This is a genomic window from Azonexus hydrophilus DSM 23864, assembly GCF_000429605.1.
Classification (GTDB): domain Bacteria; phylum Pseudomonadota; class Gammaproteobacteria; order Burkholderiales; family Rhodocyclaceae; genus Azonexus; species Azonexus hydrophilus.
On sequence record NZ_AUCE01000016.1, the window covers coordinates 120,119 to 137,737 of the forward strand.

At 62.5% G+C, this 17,619-nt stretch carries 16 protein-coding genes and 3 tRNA genes; 6 read left to right on the forward strand and 13 right to left on the reverse strand.

The features are described from left to right. The first annotated feature begins 78 nt into the window (after positions 1 to 78). Positions 79 to 630 (forward strand): YaeQ family protein, encoded by a 552-nt coding sequence (locus G471_RS0108875; protein ID WP_028995043.1) that lies wholly within the window; start codon positions 79 to 81, stop codon positions 628 to 630. Between the two features lie 47 nt (positions 631 to 677). Next, positions 678 to 1,160: an OmpA family protein gene (locus G471_RS0108880; protein ID WP_028995044.1), complete on the forward strand. Its 483-nt coding sequence runs from the start codon at positions 678 to 680 to the stop codon at positions 1,158 to 1,160. A 46-nt stretch (positions 1,161 to 1,206) separates the two neighbouring features. Here G471_RS0108880 and G471_RS0108885 read toward each other — a convergent pair whose 3' ends face one another. Genes G471_RS0108885 through G471_RS0108895 form a run of 3 tightly spaced genes read right to left on the reverse strand, consistent with a single transcriptional unit; the run spans position 1,207 to position 4,646 of the window. Then, complete coding sequence (locus tag G471_RS0108885; RefSeq protein WP_245580536.1) at positions 1,207 to 1,884, reverse strand: TFIIB-type zinc ribbon-containing protein; 678 nt, start codon at positions 1,882 to 1,884, stop codon at positions 1,207 to 1,209. 32 nt (positions 1,885 to 1,916) lie between these two features. Continuing rightward, positions 1,917 to 3,818 (reverse strand): peptidase U32 family protein, encoded by a 1,902-nt coding sequence (locus tag G471_RS0108890; protein ID WP_028995046.1) that lies wholly within the window; start codon positions 3,816 to 3,818, stop codon positions 1,917 to 1,919. 6 nt (positions 3,819 to 3,824) lie between these two features. After that, a complete protein-coding gene (locus tag G471_RS0108895) occupies positions 3,825 to 4,646 on the reverse strand; it encodes a class I SAM-dependent methyltransferase (protein WP_028995047.1) in 822 nt (273 codons plus the stop codon). 109 nt (positions 4,647 to 4,755) lie between these two features. Here G471_RS0108895 and G471_RS0108900 point away from each other — a divergent pair, with 109 nt between their 5' ends. Further along, positions 4,756 to 5,034: a hypothetical protein gene (locus G471_RS0108900; protein WP_028995048.1), complete on the forward strand. Its 279-nt coding sequence runs from the start codon at positions 4,756 to 4,758 to the stop codon at positions 5,032 to 5,034. An 82-nt stretch (positions 5,035 to 5,116) separates the two neighbouring features. Here G471_RS0108900 and ettA read toward each other — a convergent pair whose 3' ends face one another. Together ettA and G471_RS0108910 are read right to left on the reverse strand one after the other, a co-directional pair. Then, positions 5,117 to 6,781, reverse strand: a complete 1,665-nt coding sequence (gene ettA, locus G471_RS0108905; protein ID WP_028995049.1) for an energy-dependent translational throttle protein EttA — start codon at positions 6,779 to 6,781, stop codon at positions 5,117 to 5,119. 75 nt (positions 6,782 to 6,856) lie between these two features. Beyond that, positions 6,857 to 7,414 (reverse strand): bactofilin family protein, encoded by a 558-nt coding sequence (locus G471_RS0108910; RefSeq protein ID WP_424243809.1) that lies wholly within the window; start codon positions 7,412 to 7,414, stop codon positions 6,857 to 6,859. 279 nt (positions 7,415 to 7,693) lie between these two features. Here G471_RS0108910 and G471_RS0108915 point away from each other — a divergent pair, with 279 nt between their 5' ends. The 3 genes from G471_RS0108915 to G471_RS0108925 are packed head-to-tail and all read left to right on the forward strand — an operon-like array spanning position 7,694 to position 10,939. Then, the gene (locus G471_RS0108915; protein ID WP_245580537.1) at positions 7,694 to 9,085 is read left to right on the forward strand and encodes a HAMP domain-containing sensor histidine kinase; all 1,392 of its coding nucleotides are present in this window, start codon (positions 7,694 to 7,696) and stop codon (positions 9,083 to 9,085) included. Beyond that, positions 9,075 to 9,566, forward strand: coding sequence for a permease (locus G471_RS17185; protein ID WP_157272473.1), 492 nt, complete (start codon positions 9,075 to 9,077; stop codon positions 9,564 to 9,566). Before G471_RS0108915 ends, G471_RS17185 begins: the two co-directional genes overlap by 11 nt. Then, the gene (locus G471_RS0108925) at positions 9,563 to 10,939 is read left to right on the forward strand and encodes a sigma 54-interacting transcriptional regulator (RefSeq protein ID WP_028995052.1); all 1,377 of its coding nucleotides are present in this window, start codon (positions 9,563 to 9,565) and stop codon (positions 10,937 to 10,939) included. Before G471_RS17185 ends, G471_RS0108925 begins: the two co-directional genes overlap by 4 nt. Positions 10,940 to 11,007: 68 nt before the next feature. On the opposite strand, the gene G471_RS0108930 is transcribed toward G471_RS0108925, so the two are convergent. From G471_RS0108930 to tig, 8 genes are all read right to left on the reverse strand, one after another. Further along, positions 11,008 to 11,084: transfer RNA gene (locus G471_RS0108930), tRNA-Arg, on the reverse strand. A 50-nt stretch (positions 11,085 to 11,134) separates the two neighbouring features. After that, positions 11,135 to 11,211: transfer RNA gene (locus G471_RS0108935), tRNA-Arg, on the reverse strand. A gap of 101 nt (positions 11,212 to 11,312) precedes the next feature. Continuing rightward, positions 11,313 to 11,388, reverse strand: a tRNA-Val gene (locus G471_RS0108940). 33 nt (positions 11,389 to 11,421) lie between these two features. After that, positions 11,422 to 11,694, reverse strand: coding sequence for an HU family DNA-binding protein (locus G471_RS0108945; protein WP_028995053.1), 273 nt, complete (start codon positions 11,692 to 11,694; stop codon positions 11,422 to 11,424). 163 nt (positions 11,695 to 11,857) lie between these two features. After that, complete coding sequence (gene lon / locus G471_RS0108950) at positions 11,858 to 14,272, reverse strand: endopeptidase La (protein WP_028995054.1); 2,415 nt, start codon at positions 14,270 to 14,272, stop codon at positions 11,858 to 11,860. 70 nt (positions 14,273 to 14,342) lie between these two features. Then, positions 14,343 to 15,605 carry an ATP-dependent Clp protease ATP-binding subunit ClpX gene (gene clpX, locus G471_RS0108955; RefSeq protein WP_028995055.1) on the reverse strand — a complete coding sequence of 421 codons (1,263 nt, stop codon included), beginning with the start codon at positions 15,603 to 15,605 and terminating at the stop codon, positions 14,343 to 14,345. 14 nt (positions 15,606 to 15,619) lie between these two features. Then, on the reverse strand, positions 15,620 to 16,249 hold the full coding sequence (gene clpP, locus G471_RS0108960) for an ATP-dependent Clp endopeptidase proteolytic subunit ClpP (protein WP_028995056.1): 630 nt from the start codon (positions 16,247 to 16,249) through the stop codon (positions 15,620 to 15,622). 57 nt (positions 16,250 to 16,306) lie between these two features. Beyond that, positions 16,307 to 17,611 (reverse strand): trigger factor, encoded by a 1,305-nt coding sequence (gene tig, locus G471_RS0108965; protein ID WP_028995057.1) that lies wholly within the window; start codon positions 17,609 to 17,611, stop codon positions 16,307 to 16,309. Between the last annotated feature and the right edge of the window lie 8 nt (positions 17,612 to 17,619).

Sequence of the window (17,619 nt, forward strand, 5' to 3'; positions counted from 1 at the left end):
GGTCAGGTTGGAGCACTTATCGTAGTCTGCTTTGCCGGCGTCGTCATGGGATAATCGCGCCTTTTTCCGGGGCAGGTCATGGCGCTCAAATCCACGGTCTTCAAGGCCGAATTGCAGGTATCCGATCTCGATCGCGGACATTTCGCCGAATACACGCTGACGGTCGCCCGTCATCCCTCGGAGACCGACGACCGGATGATGGCCCGCATTCTCGCCTTCGCCATGTTCGCCGGGCCCGACCTCGCTTTCAGCAAGGGGCTGTCCAGCGACGACGATTGCGCGCTGCAGGAGGTCGATCCGTCCGGCGTGCTGCGGACCTGGATCGAACTCGGCCAGCCCGACGAAAGCCGCATCCGCAAAGGCTGCAACAAGGCCGACCAGGCCATCGTGCTGGCGTATGGCGCGCGTGCCGTCGATGTCTGGTGGCAGCAGACGGCGCCGCTGCTGACGCGCTTTTCCAATCTCACCGTGCTGCGCCTGAGCGCTGAAGAAACCCAGGCCCTGGGCCGCTTGGCTGAACGGACGATGAAACTCTCCTGCACGATCCAGGAAGGTACGATCTGGCTGGCCAGCGGTGAGCAATCGATCCAGTTGTCACCCGAAACACTGTTGAGCGCACAAGCTGGTTAAAATGCCGTGAAGATTTTTTCCATCCTTCCTGAACGAGGTCAATCAGCATGTCTCAAGACGAAAACGAAACTCAAGGTGTAGTCTTCGGTGTTCTCGCCGGCGTGATCTTCGGCGTCATCGCACTGGTCGCCGGCCTCGGTGTCTGGAAGGCCGGGCAATCCGCCGCCCCGGTGGCGGCAGTTGCCGTTGCCGAAGAAAGCGATATTGCGCCGGTCGGCGAAGCCCTGGCCAAAGTCTATTTCGCCGTCGGCTCGGCCGAGGTCGCGGCAGCCGATTTCATGGTCGTGGTCCCCACGGCTGAGGCACTGGCCGCCAATCCGCAAGCCATCGTGCTGCTGTCCGGCTTCCACGATGAATCTGGCGATCCGGCAATGAACGCCGAACTGGCCAAGCAACGCGCCCTGGCTGTGCGCGATGTGCTGCTGGCCGGCCATATCGACATCCAGCGCATCAAACTGCGCAAACCGGAATCCACGCTGGGCGGTGGCTCGGCCGAAGAAAGCCGGCGCGTCGAGATTCGCGTTCAGTAACTTCATATGCCACGACAGCAAGCGGGCCATCTGGCCCGCTTTTGCGTTAACGGCGCAGTACCCGCCAGAGCATCTCGACGCCGGAGATGATCACATCGCCGACATCCATCTGGTTGCGCTGCAGGCGCTGCTCGCGTTCGTAGCGCGATTTTTCCCGCTCGGCGAGGATGATCGCGTCGCCGAGCATTTCCACGTCGCGGGTGGTGCGCCGGGTTTCGGCATGGTCGAAGCGGGACAGGGCCTTATCCACCGCATCCGGGTCAAGGATGGCGATGGGGGCGCGGCAATGCCGGCAGGCGTAGTCTTCACGGATGTTCACCGGGGCGCCGCAGCCGGTGCAGCGCACGGTGCCGACCTTGCGCGCCAGTTCGTCGATCTCGCTGTCGCTCAACTGGCGGACGAAACCCTTTTCGATCATCAACTGCGCAAAAGGCGTGAACCGTCCATGCTTCTGCAGGCAGCGATGGTAGTTGAACTGACCGCCGTGCTTGGAGCGGTCCAGACCGTGCAGCAGGCGTTCGTCGCAGCGCGGGCAGTGCAGCACATCACGCAAGGGCAGGCGTTGCTGGTCGCGGTGTTCGTGGATCAGGCGGAACAGTTCGATGATGCCGCCCGGGGTGATCTGCACGCTTTCGAATTCGTCGAACCAGATGCCGTGGCAGTGAAAGCACAGGTCGATGATGACTTCGCCGTGGTGCATGCGCTCGAAGCGCCGCTTTTCCATCGGCTGCCGGCACGAAGGGCAGGGCGTCGGTTTCATCCGCAGCTGGCGGTCGGGCGGATGCTGCCGAGGTTGAGGGTGACACCCTTTTTCATCTTGCCGATCACGTGCATTTCGCAGGCTTTGCAGTCGAACTTGAGGATCAGCTTTTCGTTACCGTTGATCAGCGTCATCGGGTCCGGCTTCAAGTGCTTCACCTCCTTCGGACAGAGGTTGAAACTATAGCGCAGGCAGTGGCGGGTGATCATCAGCGAAACCATGCCCTTTTCGTTGCCGGCCTCGTAGGCCTCGTCGATCAGCCGTACGCCGTGCTTCTCGTAGAAGGCGCGGGCCTTGCTGTTGAAGACGTTGCCGAGGTAGGTCAGTTCGTCCTGCGGATAGGGCACCGGGTCGGCTGCCGGCGCCGCGCGCGGTGGGCGCGGATGGCTGGCGATCCGGGCGGCTTCGAGTTTCTCGGCCGCTTCGCGGCGCAGCGCGTTGATCGCGCCGACCGGCAGGAACCAGGCCTGGCTCAGTTGCAGCTCGACGGCTTCGGCGACGAACATCGTGTTGCCGAACTTGCCGAGATTTTCCTTCAGCTTGGCCAGCGCGGCCTCCGGGTTCTGCGCCAGTTCGCGGCCGATCCGCTCGTCGCGGGGCAAGGTGACGGAAACGCTGACCTGGTCTTCGTCGCTCAGCGTCAGCACGAAAGCGTCGGCCTGCTCGACGAATACTGCCTTGATGCTGACGCGCCGGTCGGCTGAATCCTTTTCCAGCGCGCGCTCGAATTCCTGGTCGCGGTTGCGGAACAGGGTGGTGCCTTCGCTCAAGTCGGCCGGGATTTCCATCGGGAAGAGTTTCTTGCCCTCGACCCGGTTGATGCGCATCCCCTGCACGTCGCCGTGGGCGTCGTGGAAGCAGACGCCGTCGCCGTTGTGGAAGGTTTCGCCGGTGTTGACCGTGAGCCAGCCATCGCCGATCTCTTCCACCTCGCCAATCGGCTCGCCGACGAAGGCCGGCGAATCGAAAGCGCCGATGTCGTCCTGGCGGTCGTTGGCAAAATAATCGGTATAGCCGCGGTTGAAGGTCTTTTCCGGCTGCGGCGTGAAGGTGAAGGTCGAATGGCCGCTGGCAGCGCGCACGTAGCGCGGGTCGGCGGCGATGATTTCATCGAGCAGCGTGCGGTAATGCGCGGTGATGTTCTTGACGTAGGACAGGTCCTTCAAGCGGCCCTCAATCTTGAACGAGGAGACGCCGGCCTCGACCAGCGCGCGCAGGTTGTCGGACTGGTTGTTGTCCTTCATCGACAGCAGGTGCTGGTTCTCGGTGATCGTCTTGCCCTTGTCGTCGACCAGCGTGTACGGCAGCCGGCAGGCCTGCGAACACTCGCCGCGATTGGCGCTGCGGCCGGTGTGGGCGTGGCTGATGAAGCACTGTCCGGAATAAGCGACACAGAGCGCGCCATGGACAAAGTACTCGAGCGCCAGCGTCGTCGCGTCGGCCACCTGGCGGACTTCGGCGATGCTCATTTCGCGCGCCAGGACGATCTGCGAGAAGCCGGCATCTTCCAGGAACCTGGCCTTGGCCGGGTTGCGGATGTCGGTCTGGGTGCTGGCGTGGAGCTGGATCGGCGGCAGATCCAGTTCGAGCAGGCCCATGTCCTGGATGATCAGCGCGTCGACGCCGGCGTCGTACAACTGCCAGGCCAGTTGCCGGCTGTCTTCGAGCTCGTCGTCGTGCAGGATGGTGTTCAGCGCAACGAAGACCTTGGCCCGGAAACGGTGGGCGAAATCGCACAGGCGTCGGATTTCGGCGACATCGTTACCGGCGCCGTAACGGGCGCCAAAAGCCGGTCCGCCGATGTACACGGCATCGGCGCCATGCTTGATGGCTTCGATGCCGAAATCGGCGTTTTTGGCCGGAGCCAGGAGTTCTAGGGGGTGCTGGATTCGCGTCATGGCGCCTTAGTAGGTAAAACGGGGGGCAAGTTCCTCGATATTGAACTCGCGCAGGATCGCCTCGGCACGCTCGCGGGCGTTGCGGCGCGGCTTGCCGCGCTGGCTGGCGATGATCAGCTCGTTCTTCATCGAATGTTCCCAGCCGACCAGTTCGGTGACGGTGACGTCGTAGCCGTGGGATTCCAGCAACAGGCAGCGCAGCACATTGGTCAGGTGGCTACCCAGTTCGCGGGTATGGATCGGGTGCCGCCACAGTTCGGCCAGCGGCGTCTGGGCCAGCGATTCGGCCTTGCGGGCGCGCATCGTTGCCGCGACTTCGGCCTGGCAGCAGGGCACCAGCACGATGTGTTTGGCCTGTCGTGTCAAAGCGAAACGAATGGCGTCGTCGGTCGCCGTATTGCAGGCATGCAGGGCGGTAACGACATCGACGACGGCCGGCAGCGCGTCCGAGGTCATCGATTCCTCGACCGTGCAGGCGAGAAAGCGCATGCGCGGGAAGTCCAGCCGGGCGGCCAGTTCGCGCGATTTGTCGACCAGTTCGGCACGCGTTTCGATGCCGACGACCTCTCCGCTGGCACGGGTCTTGATATAGAGATCGTAGAGGATGAAGCCGAGGTAAGACTTGCCGGCACCATGATCGACCAGGGTTTCCATGCCATCGAGCAGGGGCTCGATGAACTGGGCGAGATGGTAGACCTGCTTGAGCTTGCGCCGGCTGTCCTGGTTGAGCTTGCCGTCGCGCGTCAGGATATGCAGTTCCTTGAGCAGTTCGATCGACTGCCCGGGGCGGATTTCCGGGATCGTGGCGGGCGGGTTCTGTTTTTTCATGGGCGCAATTATCGCATTCAAACTTCTATCACTTTCGTGTCAACCGAATGGCGATGGCGTCGTTATTGCAATCATGGTGTAGATGCACCGTAATCTCACGGAGACACGAATGGGCAGTCTGAGCAACGAATCCTTCGAGCAATTTCTGGATTCCCTGAAAAAGGCAGGTATCTCGATTTCCAATGAAGCCCAGTTGCGCGAGCGATTGGCCGAAGCGCAGCGCTGGCGTTATGCTTTCCAGACGCTGGCCGCCAACGGCAAGAGCATCGGCATCTGTTTCGAAGACCAGTCCGCCGGCAGCAACAGCGCCGAGATCGAACGGGCCTTCGCTGAATTCCAGTTATCTGAAAGAAGCAAGGCGGTTTTCTCCGCCAGCCTCAAGCACTGAGTTTCGCTGTTCCGCGAAAAGCGGGGCAGGAAAATGAAAGACGGGCGCCGAAATGGCGCCCGTTCTGTTTTGCAGATTGCGCTTAGCGCGTGATCGGCTTGTAGCGGATACGCTTGGGCTTGGCGCCTTCTTCGCCCAGACGACGGCGCTTGTCCTCTTCGTATTCCTGGTAGTTACCCGGGAAGAAGGTCCATTGCGACTCGCCTTCGGCGGCCAGGATGTGCGTGCAGATGCGGTCGAGGAACCAGCGGTCGTGGGAGATGACCATGGCGCAGCCGGGGAATTCGAGCAGGGCGTCTTCCAGCGCGCGCAGGGTTTCCACGTCGAGGTCGTTGGACGGTTCGTCGAGCAGCAGGACGTTGCCGCCGGACATCAGCGTCTTGGCTAGGTGCAGACGACCGCGCTCGCCGCCGGACAGGTTGCCGACCAGCTTGCCCTGATCGCCGCCCTTGAAGTTGAAGCGGCCGATGTAGGCGCGGCTGGGCATTTCGAACTTGCCGATCTGCAGGATGTCGCTGCCCTGGGCCAGTTCGTCGAACACCGTCTTCGAACCGTCGAGGCAGTCGCGCGACTGGTCGACGTAGGCCAGCTTGACCGTCTGACCGATCTTCACTTCGCCCGAATCCGGCTGTTGCTGACCGGTGATCATCTTGAACAGCGTCGATTTACCGGCACCGTTCGGGCCGATGATGCCGACGATGGCGCCGGGCGGGATGGTGAAGCTGACGTTGTCCATCAGCAACTTGTCGCCGAAGCACTTGCTGACGTTGTTGAATTCGATGACCTGATCGCCCAGGCGCTCGCCGACCGGAATGAAAATTTCCTGGGTCTCGTTGCGCTTCTGGTACTCGTGGCTGGACATTTCCTCGAAGCGGGCCAGACGGGCCTTGGACTTGGCCTGGCGCGCCTTCGGATTGCTGCGCACCCATTCCAGTTCCTGCTTCATCGCCTTCATGTGGGCGTCGACCTGCTTGTTTTCGGTTTCCAGGCGGGCTTCCTTCTGCTCCAGCCAGGACGAGTAATTGCCCTTCCACGGAATGCCGTGGCCGCGGTCGAGTTCGAGAATCCACTCGGCGGCGTTGTCGAGGAAGTAGCGGTCGTGGGTGACGGCGACCACGGTGCCCGGGAAACGCACCAGGAACTGCTCCAGCCATTCGACCGATTCGGCGTCGAGGTGGTTGGTCGGCTCGTCGAGCAGCAGCATGTCGGGCTTCGAGAGCAGCAGCTTGGCCAGCGCCACGCGGCGCTTTTCACCGCCGGACAGGACGCCGATCCTGGCGTCCCAGGGCGGCAGACGCAGCGCGTCGGCGGCGATTTCCATCTGGTGTTCGGTATCCGAGCCGGCGGTGGCGATGATCGCTTCCAGGCGGGCCTGTTCTTCGGCCAGCTTGTCGAAGTCGGCTTCCGGGTCGGCGTAGGCGGCATAGACCTCGTCGAGCTTGGCCTGTGCCTGCATGACTTCGCCGAGCGCCGATTCGACTTCCTCGCGCACGGTCTTGTCGGCGTCGAGTTGCGGTTCCTGCGGCAGGTAGCCAATCGACACGCCGGCCAGGTGCTGGACCTCGCCGTCGTATTCCTTGTCCACGCCGGCCATGATCTTGAGCACGGTCGATTTGCCCGCGCCGTTCAGGCCGAGCAGGCCGATCTTGGCGCCGGGGAAGAAGGAAAGGGAAATGTCCTTGATGATCTGCCGTTTGGGAGGAACGATCTTGCTGACGCGCAACATCGACATTACGTATTGAGCCATGGTCTCGCCTGTGACAAAAAAACGGGGAAGGCCCGCAGTCTACGGGGCTTCCCCTAAAATGACCAGCCTTTGCGCTCAGGCGGACAAAGCGCTCAGGATGGGAGGGTGGTTCTTTTCTGCTGCCAGGGCGTTGATGTCGCCGCACAGTTCGCCGCCTTCGGCGATCACCAGCTTGCCGTAACGGATCTTGCCGCTGACCCGCCCGGTGGCGTGGATGATCAATTGCGAACGGGCGGTCAGTTCGCCGTCGAAGCTGCCGTGAATCTCGGCCACATCGATGCTCACCTTGCCGGAAAACGCGCCCTTGTCCGCAATGCGGATGACGCGGCTGTCCATCGTTGCCTCGACCCGGCCCTCGACAACCAGCATGTCGCAATCCAGGATTTCGGCGCCCTTGAGTTTGACATCCGGGCCGACGATCAATCGGGCACCGCTGTCCTTCTCGGTGGTTTTATCGTTTTGTACTGCGTTCGACGGAGATACTTCCTGGCCACTCTGCGGTGGCGCGGTGGGGGTTGCTGCCTGGACTGCGTTGATGCTCTGGGGTGGGGTGCCGTTGCCGAGAACGGGGCGGGTGGTTCGCTGCGGGTTCTGCTCCGCACGAGTGATCGGCGGGCTGGTTTTCATGAACATGGATTCTCCTATAGGCAGGGTCGAGATTGACGCCGGCAAGATATAGCGATATGCGTGCCACACACGAAAAGACATTAATAAACAATGAACTGAGAATGGCTTGGTGCGTATTTCAGCGACTTCTGTCGCCAATACCCGACACTTATTTGGCCGGGCCGCGCAGACCCGCCTGGCAAGCCGGCGTAGAATGTCGTTCGTTGGCGACATATCGCTTAAGCAGATGATTTGTCGTTGTTATTGCGTTTGATTAATTTCGTTGTCATTGACTCTGGAGTCTCGGTGTCCCTGTCATTTCGCCACGGCATGCTGGCCGGTGTCCTGTTGATCGTTAGCCTGCTCGGCGGTGTCGCCGCCCACGGCTGGTGGCTGCTGGAAGGCTTGGTCGGCCAGAGTCGGGAGAGCAACCAGCACGCGCTCAAGCTGACCGCCGTCGTCCAGGCGCTGGCCGAGCGTACCGTCGACATGGAGCGCAGCGCCCGCCAGTATCTGGTGCTCGGCGATCCGGTCTTGCGCGAGCGCTTTGACGAGCATCATGCGCAATCGCTGGCGCAACTCGGGCAGATCGATCTGCCTGAACTGAGCGAATCGGCGACGGCCTGGCGCCAGCTTGCCGGGCAACTGCATGACGGATTGGCACAGGGGCAATCCGCCGAGGAATTACAGCCCTTGCTGGCCGCGCTGGGCGCCTTGAACGAAGACATCCGCCGCCGCAGCCAGCGCTGGATCGAAGCCAGCAATGCGCGTCTGCTCGACGAACTGGAGCGCCAGCGCGGGCAACTGCAGCAGCGACTATTGCTGGCGCTGGGTGGCGCGCTGATTGCCGCGCTACTCATGACCTGGTGGCTGATCCGCCCGGTCCGCCAGCTGGAAACAGCGATAGGCCGGCTCGGCGGCAAGGACTTCAGGGAACAAGTCGTCGTCGAAGGACCAGCCGACCTGCGCCGGCTTGGCCAGAAGCTCGACGACCTGCGCCAGCGTCTGGCTGAACTGGAGGCCGACCGCGAACGCAAGCTGCGCCACGTATCGCACGAACTCAAGACCCCGCTGGCAGCCCTCAAGGAAGGTGTCGCGCTGCTCGCCGAAGAGGTTCCCGGGCCCTTGTCGGCGACCCAGCGCGAAGTGGTCGATATCCTCGACCACAAGGTCGGCAGCCTGCAGCGCCAGATCGAAAGCCTGCTGATGCTCAACGCCGCTGCCTACGAAGCGTGCCAGCTGGATGTCGCCCAGGCCAGTCCCGGTCAGTTGCTGGCCGACGCTGCCGGGCGTCACGCACTTGCCGCCCAGGCGCGGCAAGTGCGCATCGTCGTTGAGGCCGGGGAGGGCGTGGCCAGGCTGGATGCCGGCAAGCTGGCGGTGATCCTCGACAACCTGCTGGCCAATGCCATCGACTTCAGCCCGGACGGGGCGACGATCCGCCTGTGCGCCGCATCGACACCCACGGGCTGGCAGATCGACTGTATCGACCAAGGCCCCGGCATCGCCCCCGAAGATGTCCGGCGAATTTTCGAACCCTTCGTCCAGGGCCGACGTCAGGCGCCCGTCCCGCGTCAGGGCAGCGGTGTCGGTCTGTCGATCGTGCGCGAGCTGGTCGGCGCCATGGGCGGGCGCGTCGATCTCCTGCCGGGCGAAACCGGCGCCCATTTCCGAGTGGAGTTGAACCATGCCCGTTAGGCAATTGTGCTTTCTATCGCTGATCAGCCTGCTGCTCGGCGCCTGTGCCGTCACGCCGCCAGCCGGCGGGACGCAAGGCGCGCTGGCCTTCCAGCGCACCTTGGCCGGGCTCGATAGCCTCGAACTGGCCCGCACCCGGGGCCAGCTTGCCGCCCAGCCGGGCAATGCCGACGCCCAGATCCGGCTGGCCCTGCTGCTGGCCCAGAGCAAAACCGGCAACGGCGATCTGGCCAAGGCGCAGGCGGTGCTCGACCACCTGCTCAAGGCGAACGACGAGGCCGCCCAGGCGCTGCATCCGCTGGCCCGGCTGCTCGCCGAGCATCTGGCCGAACGGCAGCGCCTGGAAAGCCAGATCGAGCGCCAGGGCGCGCAACTCAAGGACAGTCAGCGCAAGGTCCAGGAATTGCAGGAAAAGATCGACCGCCTCGCCGAAATCGAACGCAGCCTGCCCAGTGCAGCCCGGCCGGGAGTGCGCCCATGAAAGCCCTGAACGCCAACGCCGCCCACATCCTGATCATCGATGACGACGAAGACATCCGCCGTCTGCTGACCATGCGCCTGCAGGCCCGGGGCTTTCGCGTCACCCAGGCGGTTTCGGCCGAACAGGGGCTGGCCTGCATCGCCGTCGACACCCCGCGCCTGGTCATCAGCGACATCCGCCTGCCTGGACGTGACGGCATGTCGCTGTTCGAGGAACTGCATCACACCCGGCCCAGCCTGCCGGTGATCCTGCTCACCGCCCACGGCACCATTCCCGACGCCGTTGCCGCCACCTCGCGCGGCGTTTTCGGCTACCTGACCAAACCCTTCGACAGCCAGAACCTGATGGCCCGCATCGATCAGGCGCTGCTCATCTCGGCCGGCGACGACCGGCCGGGCGGCGAGCAGGCCGACGCCAGCTGGTGCGAAGGCGTGATCCATCGCAGCACGTGTATGGCCGAACTGCTGGCCGACGCCCGCATGCTCGCCCTGTCCGACGCCAGCATCCTGATTCGCGGTGAAAGCGGCACCGGCAAGGAAGTGCTGGCGCGCGCCATTCACCGGGCCAGCCAGCGTGCCGGCGGCCCCTTCATCGCCATTAATTGCGGGGCCATTCCCGAACAACTGCTCGAATCCGAACTGTTCGGCCACGTTCGCGGCGCCTTCACCGGTGCCGCTGCCGCCCGCAACGGCCTGATCCAGGCCGCCAACGGCGGCACACTCTTTCTCGATGAAATCGGCGACATGCCGCTGTCGCTCCAGGTCAAGCTGCTGCGCGTGCTGCAGGAACGTGCCGTCCGCCCGCTGGGCGCCACCCGTTCGGAAGCCGTGGATATCCGCCTGCTGTCGGCCACCCATCGCGACCTGGAGGCCGCCATGGCCCAGGGGCAGTTCCGTGAAGACCTCTATTACCGGCTCGACGTCGTCTCGCTGACCCTGCCCAGGCTGGACGCGCGTCGTGAAGACATCCCGCTGCTTGCTGCCCACTTCCTGCGTCAGCTCGGCGCCAAGTACGGCAAGCCGATCAGCGGCTTTGCTCCGGATGCGCTGGAAGCCCTGGCCACCGCCGGCTGGCCGGGCAACGTCCGGCAACTCTTCAACGTCGTCGAACAATGCTGCGCCCTGACCTCGACGCCGCTGATTCCGGCCTCGCTGGTCCAGCGCGCGCTGCGCGCCCCGGCCATGGATGCCCTGAGCTACAACGAAGCCAAGCAACGCTTCGAACGCGACTACCTGGTCCGCCTGCTCAAGCTGACCCAGGGCAACGTCGCCGACGCTGCGCGGATCGCCGAACGCAACCGTACCGAGTTCTACCGGCTGCTGCAGAAATACGATCTGGCACCGGCCATGTTCAGGGCGGCGGAAGAGGGCTAGGGCGGGGGAGCAGAATTTGCGGACGAAAAAAAAGCACCGCAAGGTGCTTTCTTCTGCCTGAGATCGACTGGCGCGCCCGGAGCGATTCGAACGCCCGACCCTCTGGTTCGTAGCCAGATACTCTATCCAACTGAGCTACGGGCGCGCTGTCTGTACAAGCAAGGAAAATCCCAAAAGGAAGTTCCGGTTTCTGAATGGCGCGCCCGGAGCGATTCGAACGCCCGACCCTCTGGTTCGTAGCCAGATACTCTATCCAACTGAGCTACGGGCGCGCTGTCAGAGCCGCGCATTATACGGGCCTTGCCAGAGATTGCAAGGGGTTTCGGGAAAATAGGGGAAATAAAAAACCCCGCCGGAGCGGGGTTTTGGAATTTGGTGGGTGCTGACGGGGTCGAACCGCCGACATTCGCCTTGTAAGGGCGACGCTCTACCAACTGAGCTAAGCACCCATCTGCGGCCAGCGCAGAAGGAGCGGCATTATATCAGTTAACGGCGTCCTTGAGGCCCTTGCCGGCGCGGAATTTCGGAGACTTGGCAGCCTTGATTTCCAGGGTCTTGCCGGTGCGCGGGTTGCGACCGGTGCGGGCAGCGCGCTCGCCGACGTAGAAGGTGCCGAAACCGATCAGGTTAACGCTGTCGCCAGCCTTGAGGGCACCCTTGATGGCTTCAACAGCAGCGTCCAGCGCGCGGCCGGCAGCAGCCTTGGAAATGTCAGCCGAGGTGGCGATCTGATCGATCAGTTCAGTCTTGTTCATGTAAGTCCCCTGAGATAGGTTTGGAGTGGTGAAAAATCTGGTGAGGGGCGATTTATAGCGCCCCCGAAATCCTTGTGTCAAGCGGATTTTGAGCCGATTTCGGCGGCTCTCCAGGCTGCTTGCGGATGCCGTTGGCAAGACAACAGCATCCGCGCCTTTGAAATCAATGGGTAAGCAGCGTGTTTTTCACCGATTCCTCGTTTTGCGTTGCCAGTTCAGGCGCGCTCGGGGCAAGCTCCGGCAGGGGCTCCGGGACGCTTTCCAGGGCCCGTTCGAGGACCTGATCGATCCATTTCACCGGCACGATCTCGATGCGATTCTTGAGATTTTCCGGCATTTCGGTCAGATCCTTGACGTTCTCTTCCGGGATCAGCGCCGTCTTCAGACCGCCGCGCACGGCAGCCAGCAGCTTCTCCTTGAGCCCGCCGATGGCCAGCACCTCACCGCGCAGGGTGATCTCGCCGGTCATGCACACGTCGCAACGCACAGGAATGCCCGTGTAGGACGAAACCAGGGCGGTGGTCATGGCGATGCCTGCCGACGGGCCGTCCTTGGGCGTGGCGCCCTCAGGAACGTGGATGTGGATGTCGGTCTTCTCGAAGACTTCGTCCTTGATCCCCAGGCGGCGGGCACGGGCGCGCACGACCGAGCGGGCGGCTTCGACCGATTCCTTCATCACGTCGCCCAGCGAGCCAGTACGCACGATGTTGCCCTTGCCTGGCATGTTGGCGCATTCGATGGTCAGCAGCTCGCCACCGACTTCGGTCCAGGCCAGACCGGTGACCTGGCCGACCTGGTTTTCCTTCTCCGCCATGCCGAAGCTGTAGCGGCGAACGCCCAGGTACTTGTCGAGGTTGCGCGAATTGACCGTCATCTTGCTTTCGCGGGCCTTGAGCACCAGCGTCTTGACGACCTTGCGGCAGATCTTCGAAATTTCGCGCTCCAGCGCCCGCACGCCGGCTTCCCGGGTGTAGTAGCGGACGATGTCGCGGATCGCGCTCTCGGCGACGACCAGTTCGGTCTTCTTGACGCCGTTGTTCTTCATCTGCTTGGGCAGCAGATAGCGCATCGCGATGTTGACCTTCTCGTCCTCGGTATAGCCGGACAGGCGGATGACTTCCATCCGGTCGAGCAGCGGGGCAGGGATGTTCAGCGTATTCGCGGTGGCCACGAACATCACGTCGGAAAGATCGAAATCGACCTCGACGTAATGATCCTGGAAGGTGTTGTTCTGTTCCGGATCGAGCACTTCGAGCAGCGCTGACGACGGATCGCCACGGAAATCCTGGCCGAGCTTATCGACTTCGTCGAGCAGGAACAGCGGATTGCGCACGCCGACCTTGGTCAGGCTGGTCAGGATCTTGCCCGGCATCGAGCCGATATAGGTACGGCGGTGGCCGCGGATTTCGGCTTCGTCACGGACGCCGCCGAGCGCCATGCGCACGAACTTGCGGTTGGTCGCCTTGGCGATCGACTGGCCGAGCGAGGTCTTGCCGACACCCGGGGGGCCGACCAGGCACAGGATCGGCGCCTTGACCTTGTCCACGCGCTGTTGCACGGCAAGATACTCGACGATGCGTTCCTTGACCTTCTCCAGACCGAAATGGTCGCTGTCGAGAATCTTCTCGGCGGCGCGCAGATCCTTGCTGATGCGCGTCTTCTTGCGCCACGGCAGGCCGATCAGCGTTTCGATGAAATTGCGCACGACGGTGGCCTCGGCCGACATCGGCGACATCAGGCGCAGCTTCTTCAGCTCGCCCTGCGCCTTGGCCAGACCTTCCTTGCTCATGCCGGCAGCGGCAATCTTCTTGTCCAGCTCTTCCAGATCGGCGCCTTCTTCACCTTCGCCGAGTTCCTTCTGGATCGCCTTGACCTGTTCGTTCAGGTAATACTCGCGCTGGCTCTTCTCCATCTGGCGCTTGACGCGGCCACGGATGCGCTTTTCCACCTGCAGGATGTCGATTTCAGCTTCCAGCTGCGAGAGCAGGCGCTCGATGCGTTCGCGGACGTTGTCCATCTCCAGCACTTCCTGCTTCTGCTCGATCTTGAGCGGCAGGTGGGCGGCGATGGTGTCGGCCAGGCGGCCGGCGTCCTCGATACCGGTGATCGACGACAGCACTTCCGGCGGAATCTTCTTGTTCAGTTTGACGAACTGGTCGAACTGGGCGACCACGGCGCGGCGCATCGCCTCGATCTCGTGATCCTCGGCACCGGTCTGGGCCAGCGGGGCGGCGGTTGCCATGAACACCGCCGACTGCACGTCGATGGCTTCGATGCGGGCGCGCTGCGTGCCTTCGACCAGCACCTTGACGGTGCCGTCGGGCAGCTTGAGCATCTGCAGGATGTTGGCCATGCAGCCGATGCGGTACAGATCATCGGCTTCCGGCTCGTCCTTGGCAGCCGACTTCTGGGCCACCAGCATGATCTGCTTGCTGGTCTCCATGGCCATTTCGAGGGCCTTGATCGACTTGGGGCGGCCGACGAAGAGAGGAATGACCATGTGCGGAAACACCACCACATCGCGCAGCGGCAGCAGCGGCAATTCGAGGGTTTCCGGGAGCGTGTTGGGGTTCGACATCAGTCTGCCTTTGAAATAGGTATGTGCCCCCTAGCTGGGGGCGAAAAACCGGATTTCAAGAACCCCCGGCTCAGTTCGAGCCGGAGACCTTGGGCTGGTCGGCGTAGATCAGCAACGGCGGGGTATCGCCGGTAATCATGTTCTCGTCGATCACGACCTTTTCGACATTCTCCATGCCCGGGAGTTCGTACATCACGTCGAGCAGGGCGTGTTCCATGATCGAGCGCAGGCCGCGCGCGCCGGTCTTGCGCTCCAGTGCCTTCTTGGCGATGGCGGAGAGGGCGGACGGGCGGATTTCGAGCTCGACTTCTTCCATGCCGAACAGCTTCTGGTACTGCTTGACCAGGGCGTTCTTGGGTTCGGTCAGAATCTGGACGAGGGCGTCCTCTTCCAGCTCCTGCAGCGTGGCGACCACCGGCAGGCGGCCGATCAGTTCCGGGATCAGACCGAACTTGATCAGATCCTCGGGCTCGGTATCGAGCAGGATCTTGCCGACTTCCTTGCCGTCGTCCTTGCTCTTGACCTCGGCACCAAAGCCGATGCCGCCGCGCTCGGAGCGGTTGCGGATGACCTTTTCCAGGCCGGCAAAGGCGCCGCCGCAGATGAAAAGGATGTTGGTCGTGTCGACCTGGACGAAGTCCTGGTTCGGATGCTTGCGCCCGCCCTGCGGCGGAATCGAGGCAGTGGTGCCTTCGATCAGCTTGAGCAGCGCCTGCTGCACGCCTTCACCCGACACATCGCGGGTGATCGACGGGTTGTCCGACTTGCGCGAAATTTTGTCGATTTCGTCGATGTAGACGATGCCCTGCTGGGCCTTCTCGACATCGTAGTCGCACTTCTGCAGCAGCTTCTGGATGATGTTCTCGACGTCCTCACCGACATAGCCGGCTTCGGTCAGCGTGGTGGCATCGGCCATCACGAAGGGCACATTGAGCATGCGTGCCAGCGTCTGGGCGAGCAGGGTCTTGCCGGAGCCGGTCGGGCCGATCAGCAGGATGTTGCTCTTGGCCAGCTCCACGTCGCCCGTATTCTTGGACGTGTGGCGCAGGCGCTTGTAATGGTTGTACACCGCAACCGCCAGGATGCGCTTGGCAACCTCCTGGCCGATCACGTACTGGTCGAGGATGCCGCTGATCTCGCGCGGCGTCGGCAGGTCGGAACGACCGGCCTTGGCCGACTCTTCCGGCAGTTCGTCGCGGACGATGTCATTGCACAGGGCGATGCACTCGTCGCAGATGAACACCGACGGGCCGGCGATCAGCTTTTTGACTTCATGCTGGCTCTTGCCGCAAAACGAGCAATACAGCAGCTTTTCCTGGCCGTCCTTCGACATCCGATTCTCCTCGATCAAGCCGCTTCGCGGCGGGTCAGCACCTTGTCAATCAAACCATATTCCATGGCCTCGGTCGAGGACATGAAATTGTCGCGGTCGGTGTCCTTCTCCAGGCGCTCCAGCGGCTGGCCGGTATGCTCGGCCATGATCCGGTTGAGCTTGTCCTTGATCGACAGGATTTCCTTGGCATGGATCGCGAAATCCGACGCCTGGCCCTGGAAGCCGCCCAGCGGCTGGTGGATCATCACACGCGAATTCGGCAGTGCGAAACGCTTCCCTTTGGTGCCTGCGCACAAAAGGAAGGCACCCATCGAAGCCGCCTGGCCGATACACAGCGTCGACACATTCGGCTTGATGAACTGCATGGTGTCGTAGATCGACATCCCGGCAGTCACCGAACCGCCGGGGGAGTTGATGTAGAAATAGATGTCCTTGTCCGGATTCTCGGCCTCAAGGAACAGCAACTGGGCAACCACCAGGTTGGCGCTGGCATCGTTGACCGGGCCAACAAGAAAAATCACCCGCTCCTTCAACAGGCGCGAATAGATGTCGTACGCGCGTTCGCCGCGTCCGCTCTGTTCCACCACCATCGGGACCAGGCCCAGAGCCTGCGGATCCCAGTTGCTTGCGTTGTCGATAATCATGTTGGCCCTTTGTTGTTGCATTCAATACGCTTGTCGGATTCCTGACGAAAAACCGGCTTACTGCTGCTGGTTCATCAGTTCATCAAACACGGCGGCCTTGTCGGTCACCTTGGCCTTGCCCAGCACCCACTCAACCACGTTGGCTTCGATCGCCACACCCTCGACATCGCTCAGGCGCTGCGGTTGGGCGTAATACCAGCGGATCACTTCTTCCGGCTGCTCGTAGCTGGCGGCCATGTCTTCGACCAAGCCGCGAACCTGTTCCGGCGATGCCTGAAGGTTTTCCGTCTTCACCACCTCAGCAAGGATCAGGCCAAGCGTCACGCGGCGCTTTGCCTGCTCGGCAAACCATTCCGGCTGCAGCGGCATGTCCTTGACCTTCATGCCACGCTGTTCCATATCCTGGCGGGCAGATTGCATCAGGCGCTGGATTTCCATATCGACCAGCGAGGACGGGATGGCAATCGGGTTGGCCTTGATCAGGGCTTCCATGACCTGGTCCTTGATCTTGGCTTCGATGCGGCGCTTCACTTCACGCTTCAGGTTGGCTTCGACTTCGGCGCGCATCTTTTCCACGTCGCCATCGACCACACCCATCATCTTGGCGAAATCGGCATCGACATCCGGCAGACGCGGGGCCTGAACCTGCTTGACGGTGATTTCGAACTGGACGGTCTGACCGGCCAGATCCTTGGCGTGGTAATCCTCCGGGAAGGTCAGGTCGAAGGTCTTGCTCTCGCCAGCCTTGGCGCCTTCAACGGCGTTCTCGAAATCCGGCAGCATCATGCCCTGGCCGAGCACGAACGGGTAATCGGTGGCCGAACCGCCCTGGAAGGCAACGCCATCCTTCTTGCCGGTGAAGTCGATCACCACGCGGTCTTCCTTGGCCGCGCCACGGTCGGCGCTGTCGTAACGGACGCGCTGCTTGCGCAGGATGTCCAGGGTCTTGTCCACTTCGGCGGCGCTGATTTCCAGCGTCGGACGCTCGATTTCGGCCGACGACAGATCACCCGGAACGAATTCCGGATACACCTCGAAAACCGCCGTGAATTCCATGTGCGTGGTGCTCTCGGAAGCCTTCGGCTCGAGACGCGGGTAACCGGCAACGTGCAGCTTCTGGGCGGTCACGGCCTCGCCGAAAGCGCGATCCAGCTGCTCCGACAGCACTTCGTGACGCGCCTGGTCGCCATACTGCTGCTTGATCATCGCAAACGGCACCTTGCCCGGGCGGAAACCCGGCACCTTCATATTGCGGCCCATGCGGCGCAGGCGGGGTTCCATTTCCTTCTCGACATCGGCAATAGCGATGGAGAGGTCAATGCGACGTTCGAGTTCGTTGGCTTGTGCGGTAGTTGCTTCCATGAAAATTC